General features: G+C 53.4%; 22 protein-coding genes. 9 read left to right on the plus strand and 13 right to left on the minus strand.

What is annotated here, in order from left to right:
- Window positions 1-7: 7 nt before the first annotated feature.
- Entirely contained in the window at window positions 8-307 is a 300-nt protein-coding gene (locus AC8GE9_RS09845; RefSeq protein WP_506676989.1) for a 4a-hydroxytetrahydrobiopterin dehydratase, read from the plus strand.
- Here the strand turns inward: AC8GE9_RS09845 and AC8GE9_RS09850 are convergent.
- The 12 genes from AC8GE9_RS09850 to AC8GE9_RS09905 form a co-directional block, all read right to left on the minus strand.
- Window positions 294-1,823, minus strand: coding sequence for a cryptochrome/photolyase family protein (locus AC8GE9_RS09850; RefSeq protein ID WP_506676990.1), 1,530 nt, complete (start codon window positions 1,821-1,823; stop codon window positions 294-296). The two genes, AC8GE9_RS09845 and AC8GE9_RS09850, sit on opposite strands and share 14 nt — an antisense overlap.
- Window positions 1,820-3,124, minus strand: a complete 1,305-nt coding sequence (locus tag AC8GE9_RS09855; protein WP_506676991.1) for a DASH family cryptochrome — start codon at window positions 3,122-3,124, stop codon at window positions 1,820-1,822. The genes AC8GE9_RS09850 and AC8GE9_RS09855 overlap by 4 nt, the downstream gene beginning before the upstream one ends.
- Entirely contained in the window at window positions 3,121-3,288 is a 168-nt protein-coding gene (locus AC8GE9_RS09860) for a DUF2256 domain-containing protein (protein ID WP_506676992.1), read from the minus strand. The genes AC8GE9_RS09855 and AC8GE9_RS09860 overlap by 4 nt, the downstream gene beginning before the upstream one ends.
- A gap of 108 nt (window positions 3,289-3,396) precedes the next feature.
- The gene (locus tag AC8GE9_RS09865; protein WP_506676993.1) at window positions 3,397-4,842 is read right to left on the minus strand and encodes an FAD-binding domain-containing protein; all 1,446 of its coding nucleotides are present in this window, start codon (window positions 4,840-4,842) and stop codon (window positions 3,397-3,399) included.
- A 36-nt stretch (window positions 4,843-4,878) separates the two neighbouring features.
- A complete protein-coding gene (locus AC8GE9_RS09870; RefSeq protein ID WP_506676994.1) occupies window positions 4,879-6,252 on the minus strand; it encodes an MmgE/PrpD family protein in 1,374 nt (457 codons plus the stop codon).
- 34 nt (window positions 6,253-6,286) lie between these two features.
- A complete protein-coding gene (locus AC8GE9_RS09875) occupies window positions 6,287-7,471 on the minus strand; it encodes an acyl-CoA dehydrogenase family protein (protein WP_506676995.1) in 1,185 nt (394 codons plus the stop codon).
- 12 nt (window positions 7,472-7,483) lie between these two features.
- Entirely contained in the window at window positions 7,484-8,284 is an 801-nt protein-coding gene (locus tag AC8GE9_RS09880; RefSeq protein ID WP_506676996.1) for an enoyl-CoA hydratase/isomerase family protein, read from the minus strand.
- Complete coding sequence (locus AC8GE9_RS09885) at window positions 8,281-9,447, minus strand: CaiB/BaiF CoA transferase family protein (protein ID WP_506676997.1); 1,167 nt, start codon at window positions 9,445-9,447, stop codon at window positions 8,281-8,283. The genes AC8GE9_RS09880 and AC8GE9_RS09885 overlap by 4 nt, the downstream gene beginning before the upstream one ends.
- A 188-nt stretch (window positions 9,448-9,635) precedes the next feature.
- Window positions 9,636-10,703, minus strand: coding sequence for a tartrate dehydrogenase (locus AC8GE9_RS09890; RefSeq protein WP_506676998.1), 1,068 nt, complete (start codon window positions 10,701-10,703; stop codon window positions 9,636-9,638).
- A gap of 43 nt (window positions 10,704-10,746) precedes the next feature.
- On the minus strand, window positions 10,747-12,384 hold the full coding sequence (locus AC8GE9_RS09895) for an amidase (protein WP_506676999.1): 1,638 nt from the start codon (window positions 12,382-12,384) through the stop codon (window positions 10,747-10,749).
- Window positions 12,381-13,103, minus strand: a complete 723-nt coding sequence (locus tag AC8GE9_RS09900; protein ID WP_506677000.1) for a substrate-binding domain-containing protein — start codon at window positions 13,101-13,103, stop codon at window positions 12,381-12,383. The genes AC8GE9_RS09895 and AC8GE9_RS09900 overlap by 4 nt, the downstream gene beginning before the upstream one ends.
- 62 nt (window positions 13,104-13,165) lie before the next feature.
- Window positions 13,166-14,089 (minus strand): LysR family transcriptional regulator, encoded by a 924-nt coding sequence (locus AC8GE9_RS09905; protein ID WP_506677001.1) that lies wholly within the window; start codon window positions 14,087-14,089, stop codon window positions 13,166-13,168.
- Between the two features lie 168 nt (window positions 14,090-14,257).
- Between AC8GE9_RS09905 and AC8GE9_RS09910 the strand changes: the two genes are divergently transcribed.
- Both AC8GE9_RS09910 and AC8GE9_RS09915 read left to right on the plus strand, forming a co-directional pair.
- Entirely contained in the window at window positions 14,258-14,932 is a 675-nt protein-coding gene (locus AC8GE9_RS09910) for a DUF1007 family protein (protein ID WP_506677002.1), read from the plus strand.
- 11 nt (window positions 14,933-14,943) lie between these two features.
- Window positions 14,944-15,996, plus strand: coding sequence for a nickel/cobalt transporter (locus tag AC8GE9_RS09915; protein ID WP_506677146.1), 1,053 nt, complete (start codon window positions 14,944-14,946; stop codon window positions 15,994-15,996).
- On the opposite strand, the gene AC8GE9_RS09920 is transcribed toward AC8GE9_RS09915, so the two are convergent.
- Window positions 15,997-16,362 (minus strand): Fur family transcriptional regulator, encoded by a 366-nt coding sequence (locus tag AC8GE9_RS09920; protein ID WP_506677003.1) that lies wholly within the window; start codon window positions 16,360-16,362, stop codon window positions 15,997-15,999.
- 82 nt (window positions 16,363-16,444) lie between these two features.
- Here AC8GE9_RS09920 and AC8GE9_RS09925 point away from each other — a divergent pair, with 82 nt between their 5' ends.
- From AC8GE9_RS09925 to AC8GE9_RS09950, 6 genes are all read left to right on the plus strand, one after another.
- Complete coding sequence (locus AC8GE9_RS09925; protein WP_506677004.1) at window positions 16,445-16,693, plus strand: hypothetical protein; 249 nt, start codon at window positions 16,445-16,447, stop codon at window positions 16,691-16,693.
- Window positions 16,690-17,493 (plus strand): metal ABC transporter ATP-binding protein, encoded by an 804-nt coding sequence (locus AC8GE9_RS09930; RefSeq protein ID WP_506677005.1) that lies wholly within the window; start codon window positions 16,690-16,692, stop codon window positions 17,491-17,493. Before AC8GE9_RS09925 ends, AC8GE9_RS09930 begins: the two co-directional genes overlap by 4 nt.
- Window positions 17,457-18,386: a metal ABC transporter permease gene (locus AC8GE9_RS09935; protein WP_506677006.1), complete on the plus strand. Its 930-nt coding sequence runs from the start codon at window positions 17,457-17,459 to the stop codon at window positions 18,384-18,386. The genes AC8GE9_RS09930 and AC8GE9_RS09935 overlap by 37 nt, the downstream gene beginning before the upstream one ends.
- Window positions 18,386-19,321 carry a metal ABC transporter substrate-binding protein gene (locus AC8GE9_RS09940; protein ID WP_506677007.1) on the plus strand — a complete coding sequence of 312 codons (936 nt, stop codon included), beginning with the start codon at window positions 18,386-18,388 and terminating at the stop codon, window positions 19,319-19,321. Before AC8GE9_RS09935 ends, AC8GE9_RS09940 begins: the two co-directional genes overlap by 1 nt.
- A gap of 76 nt (window positions 19,322-19,397) precedes the next feature.
- A complete protein-coding gene (gene hemP / locus AC8GE9_RS09945) occupies window positions 19,398-19,616 on the plus strand; it encodes a hemin uptake protein HemP (protein WP_506677008.1) in 219 nt (72 codons plus the stop codon).
- Between the two features lie 63 nt (window positions 19,617-19,679).
- On the plus strand, window positions 19,680-21,989 hold the full coding sequence (locus AC8GE9_RS09950) for a TonB-dependent hemoglobin/transferrin/lactoferrin family receptor (RefSeq protein WP_506677009.1): 2,310 nt from the start codon (window positions 19,680-19,682) through the stop codon (window positions 21,987-21,989).
- The last annotated feature ends 19 nt before the right edge of the window (window positions 21,990-22,008 follow it).

Raw genomic sequence — 22,008 nt, forward strand, 5'->3', positions numbered from 1 at the left:
ATTACTGATGAGCATTGCCCGATTACAGTCTAGTGAACTTGAGGCGGCCTGCGCGACCTGCCCAGCATGGCAATTCGATGCAACAGCTGGAGGACGGCTGTCTCGCACCTGGCATTTCAAGGACTTTAGTGAGGCCTTTGCCTTTATGACGCGTGTCGCGATTCTGGCAGAAAAATTAGACCACCATCCTGAGTGGTCTAACGTCTATAACAAGGTCTCTATCGTGTTGACCACACATGACGCGAGTGGACTATCGACACGCGACATCATGATGGCCTGCGCAATTGATCGCCTCAGTACGTATTGAGCGAGGCTTTGATTTCCTGAGCTTTTTCTTTGATGCCCTCGACGGCGGCATCACTCATTTTTTCAATATTTCTGTACACCATACCGAGACGGAAATTCTTTGAGAGTTTCTCTTCATGCCGGATAAAAAAGTCCCAGTACAAGGCATTGTAGGGACATGCACGCGCGCCTTCGCGAAGTTTTTTGTCGTAATGGCAACCCTTGCAATAGTCGCTCATCCGATCGACGTAGGCGGCGCTCGACACATAGGGTTTGGTGGCCAATAGTCCATCATCGGCAAACTGACTCATACCAATCACATTGGGCAACTCTACCCACTCAAACGCATCGATATAAATCCCAAGGTACCAGCGATGCAAGGCAGCGGGATCGAGTCCCGCGAGCAGAGAAAAATTCCCAATGACCATGAGACGCTGAATGTGGTGCCCATACGCATGTTCCAAAGATTGGCTAATAGACTCGGAGAGGCAACGCATCTTTGTTTGGCCGGTCCAAAACCAGTCTGGTAGCGGTGTGGTGTGGTTAAACGTATTGTGCTGTTCATAGCCTGGCATGTGTTGCCAATACATGCCACGGATGTATTCGCGCCAGCCCAGTATTTGCCGGATAAAGCCCTCGGCCGTTGCGATCGATACTTTGCCTGCTTGCCACGCCTGCTCGGCGCGACTCACCACCTCTTGCGGTTTGAGCATCTTGGTGTTGAGCGAAAAGGACAGGAGCGAGTGAAACATCCGCCAGTGTCCTGTACGCATCGCGTCTTGAAAGTCGCCAAAGTTTGGCAAAACATGTTCGATAAAACGCTCCAGATCGGCGAGAGCCTCCTGGCGGTTCAAGGGCCAGGCAAAGTCGGCGGCATGCGGCTCGCCCATCGTTTGGACGCCTGATGTTTCAATGACCTTCCACAAGGCAGAGTGATCGTGTTGGGTGCGCTGGTCTTTAGGCTCGGGAGGTGAGCCCGTCCAACGCTTGCGGTTTTCATGATCAAAATTCCATTGCCCCTCGACCGGACGTTTGGCGTCGAGCATGAGGACTTTATGTTTAGTCCGCATCTGACGATAAAAGCGTTCCATCAGCCAGCTTTTTTGGCCTTTAAAGAGCGCTCCTGCTTCGTGACGGGTAGTGAAAAAATGTTCACTGTCGCACATTTCCACCGCGATCTTTAAACCTTGACGCCATGTTTCAAGTTGCGCATCCAAGCGCCACTCATCAGGCTGTTGATATTCAAAACGTGTACAGGCGTATTGCTTGATCAACTGCTCAAGGTTGAGCGTGAGGGACTGCGTATTTTTAGGATCATTGATGGCAAGGTAGTGGACTCGATGGCCTTGAGACTCAAGCAGCGCCGCGAGATCGCGCAGACCTGCAAAAATCGCGATCACCTTTTGCGCATGATGCACCACATAGTCAGTTTCTTGACGCATCTCCATCAAGGTGTAGATGACGTTTTGGTCTACTTTTGAAAACCAGCTGTGCGTGGGGTTGAGTTGGTCACCCAGTACTAAACGAAGTGTTGTCATGGTGATGCCCATTGTTTGCGATAGAGCCCCTCGGGGTCATGTTCTAGCGCTTGTTTGTCCAAATTCATTCGACGACCACCTCTTGGATCCGTACCCAAGCCTGCGATATAGAGCCAGTTTCCCTGATTACTATAAACGTCGTAATCCAATAGTTGTGACTCAAACCAAGCCGCACCCGCTCTCCAGTCGATTCTCAAGTCATAAATCAAATAGCTTGCAACGATTTGACGCATCCGGTTAGACATCTTTCCAGTCGTGGCGAGCTCGTTCATCCCCGCATTGACGAGGGCATTTTTTGTTCTGCCTTGCGTCCATTGCTCAAAGAGTTTACGCGCGATGCCACTCGTGGGCTCGGCGAGGCTTGGCGCCTCACTGCAAGGCTCAGGCTTGCGCAGGCCTTGACGTAAGTAAAGTGCACGACCATATTTCAGATGCAAAAAACGGAAGTAATCCCGCCAAACCAGTTCAAACCAGATCCAGTAAGTGCCATCATTTGCACCTCGGGTCGCTTCGTACTGCGTGAGCCGCTCAACAATCATGGGTGCAGAGAGTGTGCCGTTCGCTAGCCATGTTGAAAAGTGGGTCGAATAGTCTGCGCCAGAGAGCTGATTGCGGGTTTGCTTATAGGTGTGCGGGAGTTCGCCCGCAAAGTAATGGTTCAGATGTTGAAGCCCCTGAGGGGTTCCTGCCTGCGCTTGCGTGTTTTTTGTTGAGTTTGACCCCAGACGATCGAGCCGCTGTTCCAAGGATATGCTTTCAACCAGAACGTTCTCAGGCAGACTGGGTATGCGCTCAGGTCTTGGTATCACTGACCGGGCGCGTAGCCCTTTGGCTTCGAGCTTTTGTCTAAATTGCGTAAACACGTCCGGCATTTGCTGTGGCGTAAAGGGCAGCGTGGTCAGATCAAGCAGGGTGGATTGCCACAAGCAATGGACGGTGATGCCTTGCGTCCTGAGTTGCTCGACTACAGATGCTTCTTCGGGCGCGGCGATTTGCTCACAGACAATCCCTTGCGCGTGGGTGGCTTGCACCAATGCGGCGAGAGTCGTCGCTGCATCGCCTTGCAACACAAGCAGTCGACTCCCCAGTGCTCGACATTGTGCATCGAGTGCAACAAGTGTTTCAGTTAAATACCCTTTGCGCTGGTCACTTTCGCGTGCAAAGCCCCAGCGTGTCAAAGCTTGCTCTGGCGCCAGCACATAGACCGGAAGGAGATGCGTCGCCTCGCGACAGGCTTTGTTGAGTGCGGGCGAATCCAGCAATCTAAGATCGTTTCGAAACCAATAAATCAAGGTGCTCACTTGGAGGTTCCCGAAGATGTTCTACAACGGTCGGAACAAAATTTCACGTTTTCCCAGTCGCGCTCCCATTTTTTTCTCCAAGTAAAAGGGCGTGCGCAACGCTGACAGACTTTGCTGGGGAGGTCTGCTTTTTTGCGGCCACGCATGGAGGACGGTGCAGTCATGAGAAATCCAAGGCGTGCTGAGTAGGGGGCGGCGTGTGTGTGGGGCGATTGGTGCGCTTACGGTTTGAGGTCTGTGTGTGACCCGAATGCTTTCGTGAGGCGTGTTTTTCAACAATGGCTTTTTTTACCTGCTTTGACGTCCGTATCACTCCGTCTGTCGTATAACCGACGTTTTGAGTCACGCGTGGCGTTTTCCAGATCCACGACAGGGACTGGGAGCATGTTCTGCGCACATATACCAAACTGTTTTTGCATGTCAGGCGTTAAATGCCAAGGTTCAAACAACCACGTATCAGGTACTTGTCGCAGCGCGGGAATCCAGCGTCGGACAAACACGCCATTTGGATCATGGTCGCGCGCTTGTTTGATTGGGTTGTAGATGCGTGGAATATTGATGCCTGTGGTGCCTGCTTGCATCTGCATCTGGCTCCAGTGAATACCCGGCTCGTAGTCGAGAAAATGCCTGGCTAGCCATTGACCCACCCCCCGCCAGTGCAACCAGAGCGGGTAAGCCGCGGTCGAGACAATCATCGCCCGCATTCGAAAATTAATCCAACCCGTGTCTTTGAGCATCAATACGCAGGCGTCGACCAGTGGCCAACCCGTTCGACCCTCGCTCAGCGCTGCGAAATGGGCCTCGTTCCAGTCTTCTTCACGTAGACCATCGTAGCCGCGGTGGACGTTTTGATACTCAAGCTCAGGTTCTGACTCCAGCTTTTGAATAAAGTGACAGTGCCAGTACAAACGACTCATCAGCGCGCGCAGCCCTTTCGATTTGCGGCTCTCCCTGGAGCTTTCGCGATCCATGACCTCTACCATCGCATGGACAACTTCGCGCATGCTGAGGCAGCCATAAGTAAAGTAGGGCGAGATCCGAGAGCATGCCGTAGGCGCCGATAACGGCGAAGATATTCCGCCACGGTATTGCTCGCTTCGAACTTCCAGAAAATCATTGAGAATTTCTAGACCAAGCGTGCGACCCCCTTTTTGTCGGTGAGGGGGGTTCAGTGGATCAATACCAAGCTGCGCCGCACTCGGTGGCCGCGGCTCAGTCCACGGCAAGGGGAGCGCGTCGATCCGGGCAGGGGCGGGCAGGCAGTCTTGCTGCATGTGCTCTTCCCAGGCGGCTTGCCAGAGATTTCGATTGTGTAGTCGTCGCACCACGCCAAACTGGATTGGTTCGTGCCAGGCAACGCCTTGTTGACGGCACCAGTTACCGACAGCAATGTCGCGCGTATAGCTCGGTGCGTTACCGGTTTCCTGATGCGAATACAGTGCATCAAAAGGCATCAGTGCATGTAACCGTTGCAAGACGTCAAGCGCCTCGCCTGTTACAACGTGTAGTTGACCTCCAAGGCGTTTAATCGCGACATAGAGATCACGCAGACTTTCGATTGTAAATTCGTAGTGTTGCGTCGAGGCATCCAGGCTGCGCCAGAGACTTGGCTCGATGATGTAAAGACAACAAACTCGACCACGTTTGACAGCGGCAGTCAACGCAGTGTGATCATGGACGCGTAAGTCCTTTTTAAACCACACTACGCTTTGATTCATTGCGCTCCGTCGACTAGTTCATTGGCGCCTGCAGGACTATTGACCAAATAGACTTTGCACGCTGGGGAGATTCTCTAGGCCCGCGATGCGGTCATAGAGGCCGGCATCCGCGCCGTGCATCGCCGGATTTTCGGCTTTGCCCGTCGCGACACAATCCATAAATTTTGCCTTTAAACCAGCGGCATCGATGGGATTTTTTGCATTACCCAGGGGGAAACGAATTTCTCCTGAGTCAAACTTTTTCCCACCCGTTGTTTCGATGACGACGCGATCTGTCAACGCAAAGGCGGGCTCGAACGGACAGACCGTGTTCACCGTCGTCACGCTCACCTTTCCGTAGAGTGCAGATACATCAGGGCGTGTGGCAAACGCGTCTGTTAATTGGGATAAGCCGACCTGACGCGCCACCACGGCGGAGGCTACGGCAAACTGGGCACTGAATTTTGCCTCAAGCCCCGTCACGGGATGTTTGTTACGCAACATCGAAGCTTGAGCGTGGCCCATCGTCACATGGACCTTGCTAATGTCTTCGGCCTTGAGGTTTTCACGCTCGACAATCGCCAACACGCCATCGATCGTGCGGTGACTTGAGTAGCAGACCGGATAACGTTTGATTGATAAACCACTATCCAAAATCCGCAAGGTCTTGCCTAAGGTATCAGCGGGACGCTTGAGGTCTGCGCGACCGGACAAAGAAAGCGCAAACAAATAGCCAGCTGGGTGTTCAAAGACATCGGTCGCCGAAGTCATGCCGAGTTTAGACAAGCGCACCGCATCAATACCGTGCGAGGCTGCTCGTCCTGCATGGAAAGGCTTGGTCATCGTGCCAAAATTCGCGACCAGACCGCTGGCGAGACTGGCGGAGATCGCAAGGGCTTGACGCGCCTCGTCCACGGAAAGCTTGTTGAGATAGGCCACCGCAGCGGCAGCACCCACTGCACCAAAAACGCCTGTTGGATGCCAACCTTTAAGATGATACTGCTCAGGTTCGCGACTCAAAAGCTCAGCCCAGACTTCGTAGCCAACGATATAGGCACGGACGGCATCGAGCCCAGAACTGTTGAGCCTGTGACCTTCGGCCAAGATAGCCGGAACTAAGACGGTGCTAGGGTGGCCTGAGATTGCGACATCGTCATAGTCCAGCGCATGGCCTGCGACGGCATTGATAAAGGCCGCTTGTGCCGCTGGGTGCATGGTGCCTAAAAAGGGCACGGGTGCTTCGGCTGGGGTCGTCGCTTGCGCAAAAAACTGTCGGACGACGTCAACCACGGGCTCGCGATGACCAGCCATCATGGTGGCAATCGTGTCGATAAAACCAGTTTTAGCAATGGTATAGGCCGCCTGTTCTTGGCCGCCGAAGGTCGGCTTTGCTACAAACTCGGCGAGTGCTTTGGTTAATCCTGTGGTCATCTTTTTGTCTCCGGCACAATTTTATTTTGAGTGTTTAAAACGAGCGAGGCATGCCCATCATGTGTTCGCCGATATAGGACAGTACCAGATTGGTGGAGATCGGCGCGATCTGGAATAAGCGTGTTTCGCGCCACTTGCGCTCAACGTCGTATTCTTTGGCATAACCAAAGCCACCATGGCTCTGCAAGCATGCCTCTGCGGCATGCCAGGTGGCATCAGAGGCGAGCAACTTACCCATATTAGCCTCATCCCCACAAGGCAGGCCCGCATCAAACAGCGCGGCCGCACGGCGCAACACTAGGTCAGCCGCTTCGGTCTCCGCGTGTGCGCGCGCGATCGGAAACTGGACCGCCTGATTTTGACCAATCGGGCGGTCAAAGACGCGACGCTCGCTCACATAGGCGACCGCTGTTTTCGCAAACCAGCGGGCATCGCCAATCGCCTCGGCCGACACCAAAATACGCTCGGCGTTCATGCCGTCAAGGATGTACTTAAAGCCTTTGCCCTCTTCTCCGATCAAATTATCCGCGGGAATTTTTAGGTTGTCGAAAAACACTTCGGTTGCATGATGATTGACCATGGCCTTCAGTGGACGAATGTCCAAACCTTTGCCCAGGCCATCGCGAATGTCGAGGAGGAACACAGACAAGCCTTCGCTCTTTTTCTTGCACTGATCGAGCGGCGTTGTTCGTGCTAACAACAACATCAAATCAGAGTGCAATGCGCGCGAAGTCCAGACTTTTTGGCCATTAATCAGGTAATGATCACCTTGTCGCTCTGCACGTGTTTTGAGTTTGGTCGTGTCCGTGCCGGAGGTGGGTTCGGTCACGCCAAACGCTTGCAGACGGACTTTTCCAGAAGCGATGTCAGGCAAGTACTTTTTCTTTTGTGCTTCGCTACCATGACGTAATACTGTGCCCATTGTGTACATCTGTGCGTGACACGCACCAGCATTACAACCTGAAGAATGAATCGTTTCGAGAATCACGGCGGCTGCGCGCAGAGGCATGCCGCTGCCACCATACTCTTCGGGGATGAGCGCGCCCAGATAGCCGGAGGCCGTTAAGGCCTGAACGAACTCAGTCGGGTAGTCTAAGTTTTCTTCAAGACCACGCCAATATGAGCCGGGAAAGTCCGCACAGACACGTTTGACGCCTTCGCGGATTTCCGGATAGTCCTCACCAGTTTCGATGCTGATATTTTGTTTTGGATTTGCCATGTGATGCTCCGCTTAACAGCCTTTGAAGTTCGCTTTACGCTTTTCGTTAAATGCCGCGACACCTTCCATACGGTCTTCGGTATCGATCAGGTGGTTATAGGCCTCGATTTCGAAACGGAAAGCGGTACGCAACTCCATTTGACCGCCATAACGCACAGATTTCTTGATTTGGCGGACAGAAAGTGGGGCATTAGCAGAAATGACTTCGGCCGTTTCGATGGCTTTGGCTAGCACCTCAGCGGGCTCCAGAATGGCGTTAATCAAGCCATACTCGCTCGCTTGTTGCGCGCTAAAGGGCTTGCCGGTCATCAAGATCTCTTTGGCGCGGCGCTCGCCAATCGCACGTGGCAAGTTTTGTGTGCCGCCAGCGCCCGGCATGATGCCGAGCGTGACCTCGGTCAGCGCAAAGCGTGCGGCATTGCTGGCATAAATAAAGTCGCAAGACAGTGCCATTTCCAGACCGCCCGCGTAGGCGTGACCGTTGACCGCCGCAATCACAGGAACAGGCAGGTCCACGAGCGTCCAGTACATGCGTTCAAATAGCTCGTGTTGCAGCGTCCACTGGCGTTTGGTCATGCCGTTGCGCTCTTTCAAGTCACCACCCGCACAGAAAATCTTTTCGCCCGCACCCGTCAGGACGATGCAGCGGACTTCGCCGGCATCTGCAGTGAGTCGGTTCCAAAGGTCCAGCAAGTCGTGGCCAGTTTGGGTATTGATCGCGTTGCCGACTTGTGGGCGATTGAGGGTGATTTTGAGCACATGCGTGCTGACCATTTCAGTCGCAATGGTTTCGTAAGTGGGAAAAGTACTCATGAGGCTTTCCTTTTGATGATCAATGTAGAGTGTTCGCCGAGTTTGGGCGGTGCGGCGTAGGGCTTGGGCCTGACGCCGTCAAAACTAATCGGCAGACCGATAAAGCGCATCCCTGTACCAGGAACGTCTTGCATCAGACCGAGTGCCTGGGTTTGTGGATGAGCGACCATTTGCGCGAGATTATTGACTGGTGCGCAGGGCACGCCCGCTGCCTCAAGTTGCTCGACCCAATAGTCGGTGGGTTGTGTGGCAATGATGGCGTCGAGCATGGCGTAGAGCGCGGTTTGATTTTCAACGCGCCGCGGGTTATCAGTAAAACGAGAATCGGTGGCCCATTCAGGCTTGCCGACCGTATTAGAAAGCGCTTTGAAAAGTGCATCGCTACCCGCGGCGATGACCAGCTCGCCATCGCTTGTCATGTAGCCTTTATAGGGAACAATGCCTGAGGCTCCCGAGCCTTGTTTGACGGCGAGTTCACCGTTCGAGAGATATTGTGCGGCGAGTAGCGATACCCAAGTTGTGGCTGTTTCATAAAGCGAGACGTCGATGACTTTACCGACACCTGATTGTTGACGCTCAAGCAGGGCGGTCAGGATGCCGATGATGCCCCACATGCCCGTACCCATGTCAACGATCGAGGCGCCAACGCGAACCGAAGGGCGACCAGGCTCACCTGTCGTACTCATAATCCCGCCGAACGCCTGCATCAGCGGGTCGTAACCTGGGCGATCCTTGAGCGGTCCTACCTTGCCAAATGCACCGAGGTTGCAATAAATGAGACGAGGCTGTGCGGCCAAGAGGCTCGCGGCATCCAGGCCAAGTTTCTCAACATGACCAGGGCGCAGATTTTGAATGACAATGTCCGCATGTTCGCAGATGTATTGCTTCAGCTCTGCGATTTGCTGAGAATCGCGCAAATCGCACACCACAGATTTTTTGTTGCGATTCAAGGCCTGAAAAAAAGGAGAAGCCCCTTCCCAGAAAGGAGGTCCCCAGCGACGGGCATCGTCACCATCGGCTTTTTCAATTTTGATCACACGGGCACCGAGTTCGCCGAGAATCTGACCCGCAAACGGCGCGGCAACGCTATTGCCTAGTTCAATGACCACGAGACCGGCAAAAGGACCGGTCCCAAGACTTTCTTGCTGCGTAGGCTCAGACATTGTTGATTGACTTTTTGAATGGATTGTCCCTTCAAAATTATGTCACGAATTTCTCCACGTTTCGTCCCGCCCAGCCCTCTAATTGAGTGAATCTAGCGCAAAATCAGTTCGATCGAAGGCGGTTTGTCCCAGATCCATTGCCGACCGCGACAGAAACGCCTTTTAAAAGGTCCAAGTTTTGACAATCATTAGCCGTTCAGCTGGTCGCAAATCGCAGCAGTCACTTGCGCGGTTGTAGCTAGGCCACCCAGATCGCGCGTGTGAAGACGTGGATTGGCGGTGACGGCTTCAATCGCTTTCATCAAGCGATCCGCGGCAGCTTGTTCGCCCAAGTGCTCTAGCATCATGACCACGGACCAAAAGGTGCCGATCGGATTGGCTAAACCTTTGCCCATAATGTCAAAAGCAGAACCGTGAATGGGCTCAAACATCGAGGGGTAACGTCGCTCGGGATCAATGTTGCCGGTGGGTGCGATGCCAAGACTGCCAGCCAATGCTGCTGCCAGATCGCTCAAAATATCGGCATGTAAGTTTGTCGCGACAAGGGTGTCGAGCGTAGCGGGGCGGTTGACCATCCGCGCGGTGGCGGCGTCGACCAACTCTTTGTCCCATTTCACATCAGGAAATTCTTTGCTGATCTGAACGGCAATCTCATCCCACATCACCATTGCGTGGCGTTGCGCGTTTGATTTCGTCACAACCGTCAACAGCTTGCGAGGACGCGACTGCGCGAGCTTGAACGCGTAGCGCATGATGCGCTCGACGCCCGCACGGGTCATCATACTCACATCGGTGGCGACTTCAATGGGATGGCCTTGGTGGGCGCGACCGCCTACCCCGGAGTATTCGCCTTCTGAGTTTTCGCGCACAATCACCCAGTCGAGTTGTGCAGGCGTGCAACGCTTAAGTGGTGCGTCGATACCAGGCAGGATGCGTGTCGGACGCACGTTGGCATATTGATCAAAACCCTGGCAGATTTTCAGACGCAATCCCCAGAGCGTAATGTGATCCGGAATATGTGGATCACCCGCCGAGCCAAATAGAATCGCGTCTTTATCGCGCAGCGCATCCAGGCCATCCTCAGGCATCATCACGCCATGTTGACGATAGTAGTCACCCCCCCAGTCAAAAATTTCAAACTCAAATTTGAGCGATTGATCTTTGGCAGCGATGGCTTGAAGCACTTTTTGACCTTCGGGGATCACTTCTTTGCCAATGCCGTCACCTGGGATCGCGGCGATACGATAAGTCTTCATGGAAATGTCCTTTATTTTTTTTAAGTGAAATATTCTTTGGAGATCAGGGTTTGTGACCAGCACGAAAAACGTTGGCGGGCTCATCAAACCAGTTTCGATTCTTGCGCAAACGACTTGTCATCTCCAGCGCATAAGGCGCGGCTTCGCAGAGCACGTCCATCAGAGTGTCATCTAGCTTGAGTCCTGCATTGGTTGCCATGCGCGCGGCAAACGCACGCGTTTGAGCATCGCAATGCGAGGTGTCGGGAGTTAGATCTGGCGCCACGAGCGTGGGTGCGGTTTGACCCGATGTGAGTGTGGGGCGTTTGTCGCGTAAACCAATCGCTTGCTCAAACGCATGCCCCGCTTTCAACACAAGCACATCGGCTTGAGGCGCGCCCACAATCTGCAATCCCATCGGTAAACCCGCCGAGTTAAAGCCACAATTGACAGAAACAGCTGGGCCACCCGTAATATTGGCAAGTACTTGCGCATTAGGTTTGCGCCAAAACGTAATCGGTCGATGCGAAGTAATCGGCTGGGCAGGGCCAAAGCCTGGCATCAAGAGCAGATCAAACTTTTCATAAATTGGTTTCATTTCCTCAAGCATGCGCCTGTGCTCACGCGTGGCCGCGAGGAAGTCGAGAGATTGAAACATCACCGCCGGCAAAATACGCGTCAGAAAGTCACGTCCATAATCATGCGGACGTTCGGTAAGTCCCTGCTGTTGCACGCCAAATATTTCTGTCTCAGCCAAGACGACTTTGACGTCCATATATTCTTGCATCGGACGCAAGCGACAATCTTGCACAGAGGCGCCGAGTTTCTTGAAAGTCTCAACCGCATGCTCGAGCGCCTGACGGTGCTCCTCGTTGGCGACAAGGTCCTCTTCCCAGACGTAGCGCAACACCCCTACGCGTAAGCCTTTGAGATCTGAACCCAAACTCTCTGCATAGTGTGGGATTGACTGCTCAAAACTATTGCCATCGGCGGAATCATGCCCGGCGATCGCTTGCAGCATCAGGGCGCAGTCCTCGACAGTCCAAGCCATCGGGCCACAGTGATCGAGCGTAAAAGAGTTTGGCATCACGCCGACGCGACTCACCAAGCCGGAGCTCGGCATAAACCCTGCGATGCCGCACAGAGAGGCCGGACCTCTGATCGACCCTCCCGTATCGGTGCCCAGTGCTGCACCCACCAAACCCGCAGCAACAGCCGCACCTGAACCACTGGAAGAGCCGCCACTAAAGCGCGCCAGGTCCCAAGGGTTGCGCACAGGAGGCCAAGGCAGATCCAGCGAAGGTCCGCCGTGCGCGAACTCATGCGTATTGAGTTTACCCAGCAAAACTGCGCCGGCTTCATACAGTTTTCCCACGACAGCACAGTCATTGGTCGGTACATGCTTTTGACCAATCCGCGAACCGCCTGTCGTCAAAATGCCCGCCGTTTCGTAGATGTCTTTGGCACCAAAAGGAATACCGTGCATGGGACCCAGATAACGTCCAGCCATGATTTCGCTTTCCGCAGCCTTGGCTTGCAGACGCGCCAGCCCGAACGTTGGTGTGATAAAGGCACTGAGTTGGTCATTGAGCGACTCGACCCGCGCGCTCAGATGATCGACATACTCAACAGGGGAAAGCTTTTTAGCTTTGATCTGCCGTCCTGCCTCGGCAATCGTGAGGAAATGCAAATCATTTTTCATACGGGATCCAGTCCTTGTTGCTTAAAGGTGCGCAGGGCGTCGCTGGTTTGCAGAAATGTCACCAACGACTGTATGGCGGCCGTTTGGGTGCTTTCTTTGAAAATGCCAGCGGAAAATACGGTGGATTGCTGCACGGCCGGCGGGAGTTTGGCAAAAATATTGATACCTGTTACTTGCATGAGTTCGCTCATCTGTTGAACGGCAAGCTCGACCTCGCCCTTTGCCACGAGCTCGCCCGTGAGACCTTCTGCGAGCACGACTGCTTTGGCGCGCACTTCTTCATCGAGTCCAAGACGCTTGATTAGGCTGGCAAAATACATACCGCTCGCACCTTGCTTGGAAAACGTAATGGAGCGTGCCGCTTTAAGCGTTGCGACAAAGGCTTCCTCTGTGGAAATATCGGGAACAGGAGCGGACAGTCCAACGGCCATCGCCACATCGGAGCTCGCCAGATCTACTCGACTGCCTGTGTTTAGAATGCCTTCGCGCGTCAGGTCGTCAATTGAACCCGCGACTGCAAGTAGAACGTCCCCGCGGGCCCCGGCGCGAATCCGCTCGCCAAGGTGAGCCGTTGCACCATACTCAATCTTGATCTGGATCCCGGAGGCCGCAGTGAAAGCAGGAATGAGTTCTTTCAAGGCGTTGCGCAAGGCCATGGTCGACAGAATGTTGAGGCAGGGTACAGACTTCGATTGTGACGTGGACGGGTGATTTGTCATGGGTGCAGTGTCTCTTTGATGGATGAATCTGATCGCTTTTCGTGTTTAGCTTTATTGATTTATTAATGCTCTGTTTTGCTGAGGGCTTGTGGGTCAATATCTTCAATGATGCTTTTCAGATAGTCGACCAACACGCTCACTTTTGCCGCCAACGTACTGCGCGGCAGGTGAAGGACGGATACTTCAGGTCCTGCGACAACATAGTCGGACAAGATGCGTTGGATTTTTCCCGAACGCATCGCATTGCCCGCGATAAAGTCGCTCACCATCACAATACCTGCGCCGGCAACCGCGGCCTCGATCAGCGATTCAGCATTGTTGATATTGAGGGCACCCGATACCACTCTAGAATAGTCTTGACCGTTTTTAGTAAATCGCCACTCACGATGATCGCCGGTCAGCGGTAAAAGATAAGCCAAGCACTGATGCTGCTCGAGATCATCGGGTGATTGAGGGGTTCCGTTTTTGGCTAAATATTCTGGTGAAGCATAGGCAGCAAAACTAAGATTACAGAGCCTGTGCGAGACCACCCGGTCGTCTGTCACAGGACCGATATGGACAACGGCATCGACTGCTTCGTAGGTCAAATCTACGAGCCGATCACTCAATTCAATGTCAACACTGAGTTCAGGGAAGCGCTGTGTGAACGCCCACATTTTTGGGACAATTACGCGGCGACCAAATCCAACAGGCATCTGCAGCCGCAAGCGGCCTTTGGGTGTTGCCGTGGCAGCGGTTACGGCTGTCTCTGCATCTTCGATTTCAGTCAGAATCTGTCTGCAACGCTCAAAAAAACTTGCCCCTTCTCCCGTCAGGCTGACCAGTCGCGTGGAACGGGTGAGTAGTTTGACACCAAGTTCTTGCTCTAGACGGGCAATGGATTTGCTGATCGCCGACGAAGTCAGGCCAAGTCGTTGCGCCGCAAGCGTAAAGCTGCGTGTTTCAGCGACTTTGACAAAAACGAGTAGTGCATTGAGGTTTCGCATGGCGGGAGTGTACTCATGAATCAAATTCAGTAATAGTCATTTATTCTAGCGAATTGACCCGAGTCACTTCAGTCGTTAGCATCAGGACTTCTACTAAGAGAGGAAAACAGCGAAAACTATGGAAAATCATCCCGCCTCCTTGTTGCCTGCAACACAAAGCAAATGATCATGTTGAAAAAAATATATGCAGGGTGCTTACTCGTCATCGCGCAATGTCTGATGATCCCCACTGCGCTTGCACATCCTCACATTTGGATCGAAGGCGCGATAGAACTTGTTTTTAATAGTCAAGGACAAGCGACGGCCGTTCGTCAGAGTTGGCTTTTCGACGAGCTTTTCTCTACCTACGCGCTACAAGGCATGCCCCGCGACAAGGCGGGTCAAGTGCCTAGCGCTGAGCTCGGCAAAATCACGGGGGAGTGGATGACCGCGTTAGCTGATCCAGAGTCGCACTTTTTTACAAAAATCACGCTTGGTGGAAAATCGCTTGCTTTTGGTGCGCCCCTCAACGCTCGTTCGACTTGGGATCCTAAAGCCAGCAAGCTCGTCTTGTCTTTTGAGTTGCCGCTTGAGTCGCCCGTTAAGATCGATGCAAAGGGACTCGAGGTCGACATCCAGGATCCCGGTTATTTTGTTGCGTTTGAGTACAAGGGTGGGGCGCGCGCCTTCAAAGGTATTGATGCACCCGAACAATGTAAATTTGGGTACATGCCACCTAGGCCTCTTGATCCTAAGACCGAGCGCCTGTTGTGGTCCATTCCTCCTACTCAAAAAGAGCTACCAGAGAATTTACGCGAGGCCGTGCGGCAACTCTCTCATCAATTTACAGTGAAGTGTCCTTGAGCATAGAAAAAATGACCATGATGCGCAGCGGCTTTCTTTTTCTCGCGATTCTGGCGCTAGCCTTCGGATTTTCTGATCTGACCATTGCGCAGTCCGCACACCCCTTTGCGACGCCAGAGCAACGACTCAGCATCCCAACCTCGGGCTGGTTTGCTGAGTTCACGGGCCAGATGGCCTCCTGGCAAGGACAGTTTTATCGCCAACTGACGGGTGCTGTACGTGCGTGGAAACAAGATGGCTGGGCTGCCTGGCTATTGCTTGGACTCTCGTTTGGCTATGGCGTTTTTCATGCCTTGGGGCCAGGCCACGGCAAGGCCGTCCTGACAGCTTATGTGTTGGCGAACAAGGAAACCATTCGTAACGGTGCCGTCCTTGCGATGCTTTCCGCATTTTTACAGGCGCTTGTGGCGATTGCTTTGGTTGCGATTGCAGCGGGTGTCTTGCAGGTCTCGGGTGTCGCGATGAATCGAGCGACGTGGTGGCTAGAGATCGCATCCTACGGCTTGATGGTGGCGTTGGGTGCTTGGCTTGTGATCAAGCACGTCCTACAACCTGTACTGAGCGCACTCCGGGAATGGAGGTCCGCACATGCTGTCAATGCACAGCACACCCACGCGCACCATTCACATACACATCTTCACCATACACCTCACCAACACACCCACGTCCACGATGAAAGCTGTGGTCATGTGCATATGCCGGATCCTGCCTTGATCGCGGGCCCGCTTAATTGGTCCAAGGCCCTTTCAGCGATTTTGGCCGTTGGACTTCGACCTTGCACGGGAGCGATTTTTGTCTTGGTATTTTCTTTGGCGCAGGGTTTTTTCATCGCAGGTATTGCGGCGGCGCTCGCGATGGGCTTAGGTACGGGATTAACTGTCGCTGCTTTAGCCTGCTCATCTCTGTGGATTAGTCAGGTAGCCGCCCAGTCTGACAGCGCCTCTCAGCGATTTTGGCAAAAGGCACTCATGCTGGTACTGCAGGCATTGGCCTCAGTGGCGGTCTTGGCGCTTGGGTTGTTACTGCTCAGCGCAGCACTCAGCACAGGAACGACTGGCCATTAATCAGCAGTCTTTGCAGCGCCCGTAGAGCGTCAGATCATGGTCTTCGACTCTGAACCCTTTGGGTGCCAGCATTGCAAGATTAGAGGGGCAGGAATGTATGTCAAACACCTTCTGGCATTGATTGCACTGAAAGTGATGATGATGCCCGTGATTGCCGAGTTCAAACCTAGGATTTTCACCTGGTAAGACGACTTGTCGTAGTGTGCCATCCTCGACCATGGCTTTGAGGTTTCTATAAACCGTCGCAATACCAAGCCCCGGCACACTTTGACCAGCCAGATCGAGCACCTCCTGCGCAAGCAAGGGCCGACCGGCATTTTGCAGGGCTTGTTTAATCGCTGAGCGTTGACGAGTAGAGCGTTCCATTGAGTCTAATGATAGTGTATTATCATTATCATTGCGAGTTATTGAATCCAACCCTCAATTTACACTTGTTTACGAGCTTTGCATGTCCTCCGACTCATCATCACCGCGTCAGTCGCCTCAGCACACCCACGCGCATGCGCATAATCACGCGCATAATCACGCGCATGATCACTCGCATGACCATTCGCCTGTCGTAGGGACTGAACACGCCTCTGGGCCAGTGACAGACCTCAAAAGCCCGGTTTTGATTGGCGTGTTTCAGCGACTGTTCTGGACAGGCGTCATGCTCGTGGGCTTATGGTTGGTTGTTTTCTGGGCGTTGCATACATGAATGATACGCACGCATTACATTCTAGTACCAAGGCGATCGAAATTCGTAATCTGACGCTTGCCTATCAAGGGCATCCGGCCGTGCATCACCTCAGTGGCGCCTTCGAAGCAGGATCCTTGACTGCGATTGTCGGCCCGAATGGGGCTGGTAAAAGCACCTTGCTCGCTGCCTTGTCGGGTCAAAAGAGAGGGACAGAAGGAACAATCGATTTTGCGCCTGCGATTCAAACCACGCAAGGCCGTGCCTCCAAGCTCGCGTATCTACCGCAGCAATCCGCCATTGATCGTGAGTTTCCAGTGCGCGTGTTGGATGTTGTCGCCCTTGGTGCTTGGCGCGAGTTAGGGAGTTTTCGTCCCGTCTCAGTTGAGATCCGCGCGCGAGCTTCGGAAGTACTCGCAGCAGTGGGTTTAATCGGTTTTGAGCGACGTTACATCGGCGAACTTTCTGTCGGTCAACTGCAACGTGTCTTGTTTGCCAGACTCCTGATGCAGGATGCTCAGATCATTTTGCTCGACGAGCCTTTTAATGCGCTGGATACGCGTACGGCTGAGGATTTATTGGGCGTCGTACTCAACTGGCATCGTCAAGCACGTACGGTCATCGCTGTGCTCCACGATATCGACATGGTGCGTCAATATTTCCCACAGACCTTGTTACTCGCCCGAGAGGTCATCGCCTGGGGAGGGAGCGCCGAAGTCCTGACACCAGAAAATCTAACACGCGCACGTCAGACTGCCGAATACTGGGACGATCGGGCACCTTGGTGCATTCGTCCCCCCGAGAGCGGGAGCAGAGGTTGATCATGCTCGAATGGGGAACATTGCTCTATAGCTGGGTCATCGCGCCTTTTGCGGATTATGGCTTTATGAAGCGTGCCCTAATCGCCTGCGTGGCGATTGGACTGGCCTGTGGTCCGATCGGTACGATCCTTGTGTTACGGCGCATGAGTCTGGCCGGTGATGCGATTGCACATGCGGTATTGCCGGGTGCAGCCGTTGGCTTCATCTTTTTTGGCTTGTCTTTGCCGGCCATGACGATAGGTAGTTTTATCGCTGCGGCCTTGATGGCCTTGATGGCCAATTTTGTGACGCGCTGGACCAGTCAAAAAGAAGACGCCAGTTTCGCCTCGTTTTATTTAATTGCGCTCGCCTTAGGGGTGCTGCTGATCTCTACTTCAGGCAGCAAAGTTGACCTGTTGCACTTCTTGTTTGGAAGCGTGCTGGCCGTCGATGCGGAATCTTTGTTGATGATTGTGGGCGCTTCGACTGCCTCACTATTGCTCATGACTGTGATTTGGCGTCCCTTGATGCTGGAGTGCTTTGATCCTGGCTTTCTGCGCTCTGTCGGTGGGCGTGGGGCCGTGGTCCATCAGCTTTTTATGCTGATGGTGGTACTCAATTTAGTGTCTGCTTTTCAGGCGCTCGGCACATTGATGGCGGTCGGCTTGCTGATGCTGCCGGCGACTGCCGCAAGATTTTGGTGCTTTGGCGTCGTCGCCCGTTCATTGCTTGCAGCTGGCTTCGGTGGGCTCAGCGGCGCCTTTGGGTTGTTGGTGTCCTACCACGCCAACTTTCCTTCAGGGCCGTCGATTGTTTTAGTCGCAGGGGTCTTTTATTTGGTTTCGCTTTGCTTCGGTACGCGCGATAGCTTCCGATTAATCCTATTTCCCACGCCTCAGCACAAGGAATCATGATGCTCAAGACGCTTCTCGCCAAAGTACGATTTTTAACGACGTTGGTTCTGATCGGCGTCATTGCGCCCGTCATGGCCAACGAACCACTCCCTGTCGTCGCGAGCTTTTCTATTCTCGCGGATATGATCAAGCAAGTCGGCGGACCTCACGTGGCGGTCACCAGTCTGGTTGGACCCAATTCGGATGCTCATGTTTTTGATCCTACCCCCGCTGATGCGAAACGGTTGGCGTCCGCTAAACTCGTCGTCGTCAATGGACTTGGTTTTGAAGGATGGATGAGTCGCCTCATTCAGTCCTCCGGCTATAAAGGGCCTGTATTGACCGCTAGCAAAGGCGTCAAGACCATCCCGATGGCTGAAAGTGATCATGGTCACGGCCATAGCCATTCGCATGCCGCCCCCGATCCGCACGCATGGCAAAGCTTGCTCAACGCGCGGCAATACGTTGAAAATATCCGAGTCGCTTTGAGTGCCGCCATGCCCGCGCACTCCGCAGACTTTCAGTCTCGCGCGACAGACTATCTCAAGCAGATTGATGCGTTGGAGAAAAGCACTCAGGCGCGCATTGCCGCTGTGCCAATGGAGCGTCGCCGCGTGATTACTTCTCATGATGCGTTTGGATATTTCGCGCGCGCTTACAAGGTGACTTTTTATCCACTTCAAGGTTTATCAACGGCGAGTGAGCCCTCTGCCGCAGATGTTGTGCGCATCGTCAATGAAATTAAAAAGAACAAAGTCACTGCGATTTTTGCGGAAAATATCTCTGATCCGCGTGTCTTAGAGCGTGTAGCTAAGGATACAGGCGCCAAAATTGGCGGTACGCTTTATGCCGATGCCTTGTCTGTACCTGGCACGCAGGCTGATACCTATTTGAAAATGTTCGAACTCAATGTGTCGACAATCGTAGCGGGTATTTCGGCTCCAATCAAACCCTAAGCGGGTGAGTGCGGCATTAGCATTTTGTTGCAATTAAATCCTTCAGATGAGAATCATTATCGTTTAGAATGCTTGCATGGATAAACGATCTTCTCCTCTGTCTCACACGTCTGCGTTGCAGCAGTTCCGTCTCCCAGCACATTCAGTGTCCAACGCTTATTCCTCGGCCAAGGACGTGTTGCGTATGACGAGTCAGCAGTTGTTTGCGGGCGCTTCTGAGCTGGAAATTACGCACCATGGTGCTCAGTATCGGTTACGTCAGACCGCTCTAGGTAAGTTGATTCTGACCAAATAAACTCTTTTTGTTGCACAAGCCAGCCATCGCCAGCCAGTGCCTAAATTCATTTAGGACACACGTATGCTGCGCTGTCATGATGCTCGAGCCCTTAGTTTTCGCCCCGTTCATTTCACACGTCGTTTCACCTCAGACCTTTTTGTCGGACTGACATGCAGTCTGTCAGCGGGCCTTTATTCCGCGGCAGCGATCGCTCAGAGCCCAGGACACTCCCTCACTCAACTCAAAGAAGTGACGGTGAGTGCTTCGCGGGGTGAACGTCGCGTTGATGAGGTGCCTGCTTCGGTCACCGTGATCACTGCTGAGACGATTGAGCGAGAAGGCGCGCGCGATTTAAAAGAAATTTTCCGCCATGAGCTCGACGTCACGGTCCCTTCGGGGCCAACCCGTTTTAGCAATGCGGGTACCTCAACAGGGAGGTCGGGTAACGCGGGTGTCAATATTCGAGGGTTAGGTGGCAATCAGGTGTTGATGTTGGTGGATGGGATTCGCGTACCCAATGGTTTTTCGTTCGGATCGTTCACGACAGGGCGTGCAGATTATCTGGATGTGGATGGGCTCAAATCCGTTGAGGTCCTCAGAGGACCTGCCTCGACACAGTATGGGAGTGATGGGCTCGCGGGGGCGGTGAGTTTTCGCACACTTGATCCTTCCGACCTGTACCAAAAAAATACCAAACAGGGCGGCTTTGCGCGAACTGGATATGCCGGTATCGACCGCTCTTGGTCCAACACCTTAGGGCTGGCAGGAGAGCGCGGTTCCTGGCAGGGGATGATTCTCGGCAGCTTCCGTTTAGGACATGCCACCAGCAACCAAGGCACGAATCAGGCACTCAATATCGACCGTACCGCCCCTAATCCTGTTGATTACAACAATCGGTATTTGCTGGCCAAGGCGATATTGACGATTGATCCGCAGCAACAGCTTGGGCTCACTCTCGAATCACAGCGTCGCACACAAGCGACCGAAGTCTATTCGGCCCGTGCAGTGACGCCCATCCGACCACTGGGGACCTTGGGTTTCTCGGCCTTGGATCGCATCAATCGCGATCGTGTCTCGGTCGAGCATCGTTATAGCAATCTGAGTGCAGCTTGGATACAAAAGGCAGAAACGCGCGTCTATTGGCAGGATGCGCAGATCAATCAGTTTGCAACCGAAGATCGCTATCGCGCCCGCCCAAGAACGCGTGACAATACCTATCAGACGTCTGTTATCGGTGCTGCAACGCAATTTGAAAGCAACTTGACGACCGTCCTAGACCAGCGGCTCACGTATGGTGTGGACTGGAGTCAAGCAGATATCAGGGGCATCCGCGACGGTACCGTCCCTGCTTATGGAGGCGTTTTTCCCGACAAACCTTTTCCGGACACACTCTACACGCTCAGTGGTGCTTTTTTGCAAAGTGAAATTGAGCTCGGGGATGTCACTATTACGCCGGGGGTACGTTTTGACTATTACCGCATTGCGCCCTCTTCAAACCGGTTGACGCAGGGCGCGCAGCGCGGTGGACCGCAGCACCCCATCCAAAACCACCCCAACCACCCCAATCAACCAACCCCACCAACCACTTCAACCGGCCAGGCCGTCACTCCACGTCTCGGTGCCGTATGGTCCTTGCACCCTATGTTTGCACCCTATGCACAATATGCGCAGGGGTTTCGTGCGCCCACGCCAGATCAGGTCAACAACGGATTTAGAAATTTAGCCTCAGGCTATACCAGTATCGGCAATCCTAATCTACAGCCTGAGTACGCCGACAGTATTGAAATTGGATTGAGAGGCTTTGACGAGTCAATCAGCTATTCACTTTCAGCTTTTGATAACCACTACAAAAATTTCATTAGTCAGCAAATCGTAGGTGGAGCAGGGCGGCCTTCAAATCCAACCGTCTATCAATACGTCAACCTGACACGCGCACATATCCAAGGTGTCGTTGCCAGAGCGGATTGGCGTTTTGATAAAAACTGGGGATTCGAGACGGGTTTTGCTTATTTAAAAGGGGACTCCACGATCAAGGGTCGCAAGCAGCCTCTTGATTCGATCCAGCCTCTCAAAGTCTTGCTCGGGCTGCGTTATGACGAGGCAACGTGGGGCGCACGTGCGGACTGGGTATGGAATGCAGCGAAAAGCTCCTCCCGTATCGCACTGTCTTCACCAGAGCAATACGCCACGCCAGCATACGGCACCTTGGATCTAGGTTTGTATTGGAAACCTGCAGCGCATTTCACACTCAATGCCAATGTCAACAACGCGTTTGACACCAAATATTGGCGCTGGTCCGACGTGAGTGGTTTAGCGGCCAACAGCAACATCAAAGATGCCTACACAGCACCAGGTCGCAATATTCAAGTTTCCATCCGATACGACTTTTGATTCAAGAGATTGTTGAGTA

Origin of the sequence: Zwartia lucis (genome assembly GCF_965234455.1) — a bacterium.
Taxonomy (GTDB): domain Bacteria; phylum Pseudomonadota; class Gammaproteobacteria; order Burkholderiales; family Burkholderiaceae_B; genus Zwartia; species Zwartia lucis.

Coding starts and splice junctions, on each gene's coding strand:
- AC8GE9_RS09875 (WP_506676995.1), bottom strand. CDS start 7,471: ATGGCAAATCCAAAACAAAATATCAGCATCGAAACTGGTGAGGACTAT.
- AC8GE9_RS09915 (WP_506677146.1), top strand. CDS start 14,944: ATGACCATGATGCGCAGCGGCTTTCTTTTTCTCGCGATTCTGGCGCTA.
- AC8GE9_RS09845 (WP_506676989.1), top strand. CDS start 8: ATGAGCATTGCCCGATTACAGTCTAGTGAACTTGAGGCGGCCTGCGCG.
- AC8GE9_RS09850 (WP_506676990.1), bottom strand. CDS start 1,823: ATGACAACACTTCGTTTAGTACTGGGTGACCAACTCAACCCCACGCAC.
- AC8GE9_RS09880 (WP_506676996.1), bottom strand. CDS start 8,284: ATGAGTACTTTTCCCACTTACGAAACCATTGCGACTGAAATGGTCAGC.
- AC8GE9_RS09930 (WP_506677005.1), top strand. CDS start 16,690: ATGAATGATACGCACGCATTACATTCTAGTACCAAGGCGATCGAAATT.
- AC8GE9_RS09895 (WP_506676999.1), bottom strand. CDS start 12,384: ATGAAAAATGATTTGCATTTCCTCACGATTGCCGAGGCAGGACGGCAG.
- AC8GE9_RS09905 (WP_506677001.1), bottom strand. CDS start 14,089: ATGCGAAACCTCAATGCACTACTCGTTTTTGTCAAAGTCGCTGAAACA.
- AC8GE9_RS09865 (WP_506676993.1), bottom strand. CDS start 4,842: ATGAATCAAAGCGTAGTGTGGTTTAAAAAGGACTTACGCGTCCATGAT.
- AC8GE9_RS09860 (WP_506676992.1), bottom strand. CDS start 3,288: ATGACTGCACCGTCCTCCATGCGTGGCCGCAAAAAAGCAGACCTCCCC.
- AC8GE9_RS09920 (WP_506677003.1), bottom strand. CDS start 16,362: ATGGAACGCTCTACTCGTCAACGCTCAGCGATTAAACAAGCCCTGCAA.
- AC8GE9_RS09885 (WP_506676997.1), bottom strand. CDS start 9,447: ATGTCTGAGCCTACGCAGCAAGAAAGTCTTGGGACCGGTCCTTTTGCC.
- AC8GE9_RS09950 (WP_506677009.1), top strand. CDS start 19,680: ATGCTGCGCTGTCATGATGCTCGAGCCCTTAGTTTTCGCCCCGTTCAT.
- AC8GE9_RS09940 (WP_506677007.1), top strand. CDS start 18,386: ATGCTCAAGACGCTTCTCGCCAAAGTACGATTTTTAACGACGTTGGTT.
- AC8GE9_RS09870 (WP_506676994.1), bottom strand. CDS start 6,252: ATGACCACAGGATTAACCAAAGCACTCGCCGAGTTTGTAGCAAAGCCG.
- AC8GE9_RS09925 (WP_506677004.1), top strand. CDS start 16,445: ATGTCCTCCGACTCATCATCACCGCGTCAGTCGCCTCAGCACACCCAC.
- AC8GE9_RS09890 (WP_506676998.1), bottom strand. CDS start 10,703: ATGAAGACTTATCGTATCGCCGCGATCCCAGGTGACGGCATTGGCAAA.
- AC8GE9_RS09910 (WP_506677002.1), top strand. CDS start 14,258: ATGTTGAAAAAAATATATGCAGGGTGCTTACTCGTCATCGCGCAATGT.
- hemP (WP_506677008.1), top strand. CDS start 19,398: ATGGATAAACGATCTTCTCCTCTGTCTCACACGTCTGCGTTGCAGCAG.
- AC8GE9_RS09900 (WP_506677000.1), bottom strand. CDS start 13,103: ATGACAAATCACCCGTCCACGTCACAATCGAAGTCTGTACCCTGCCTC.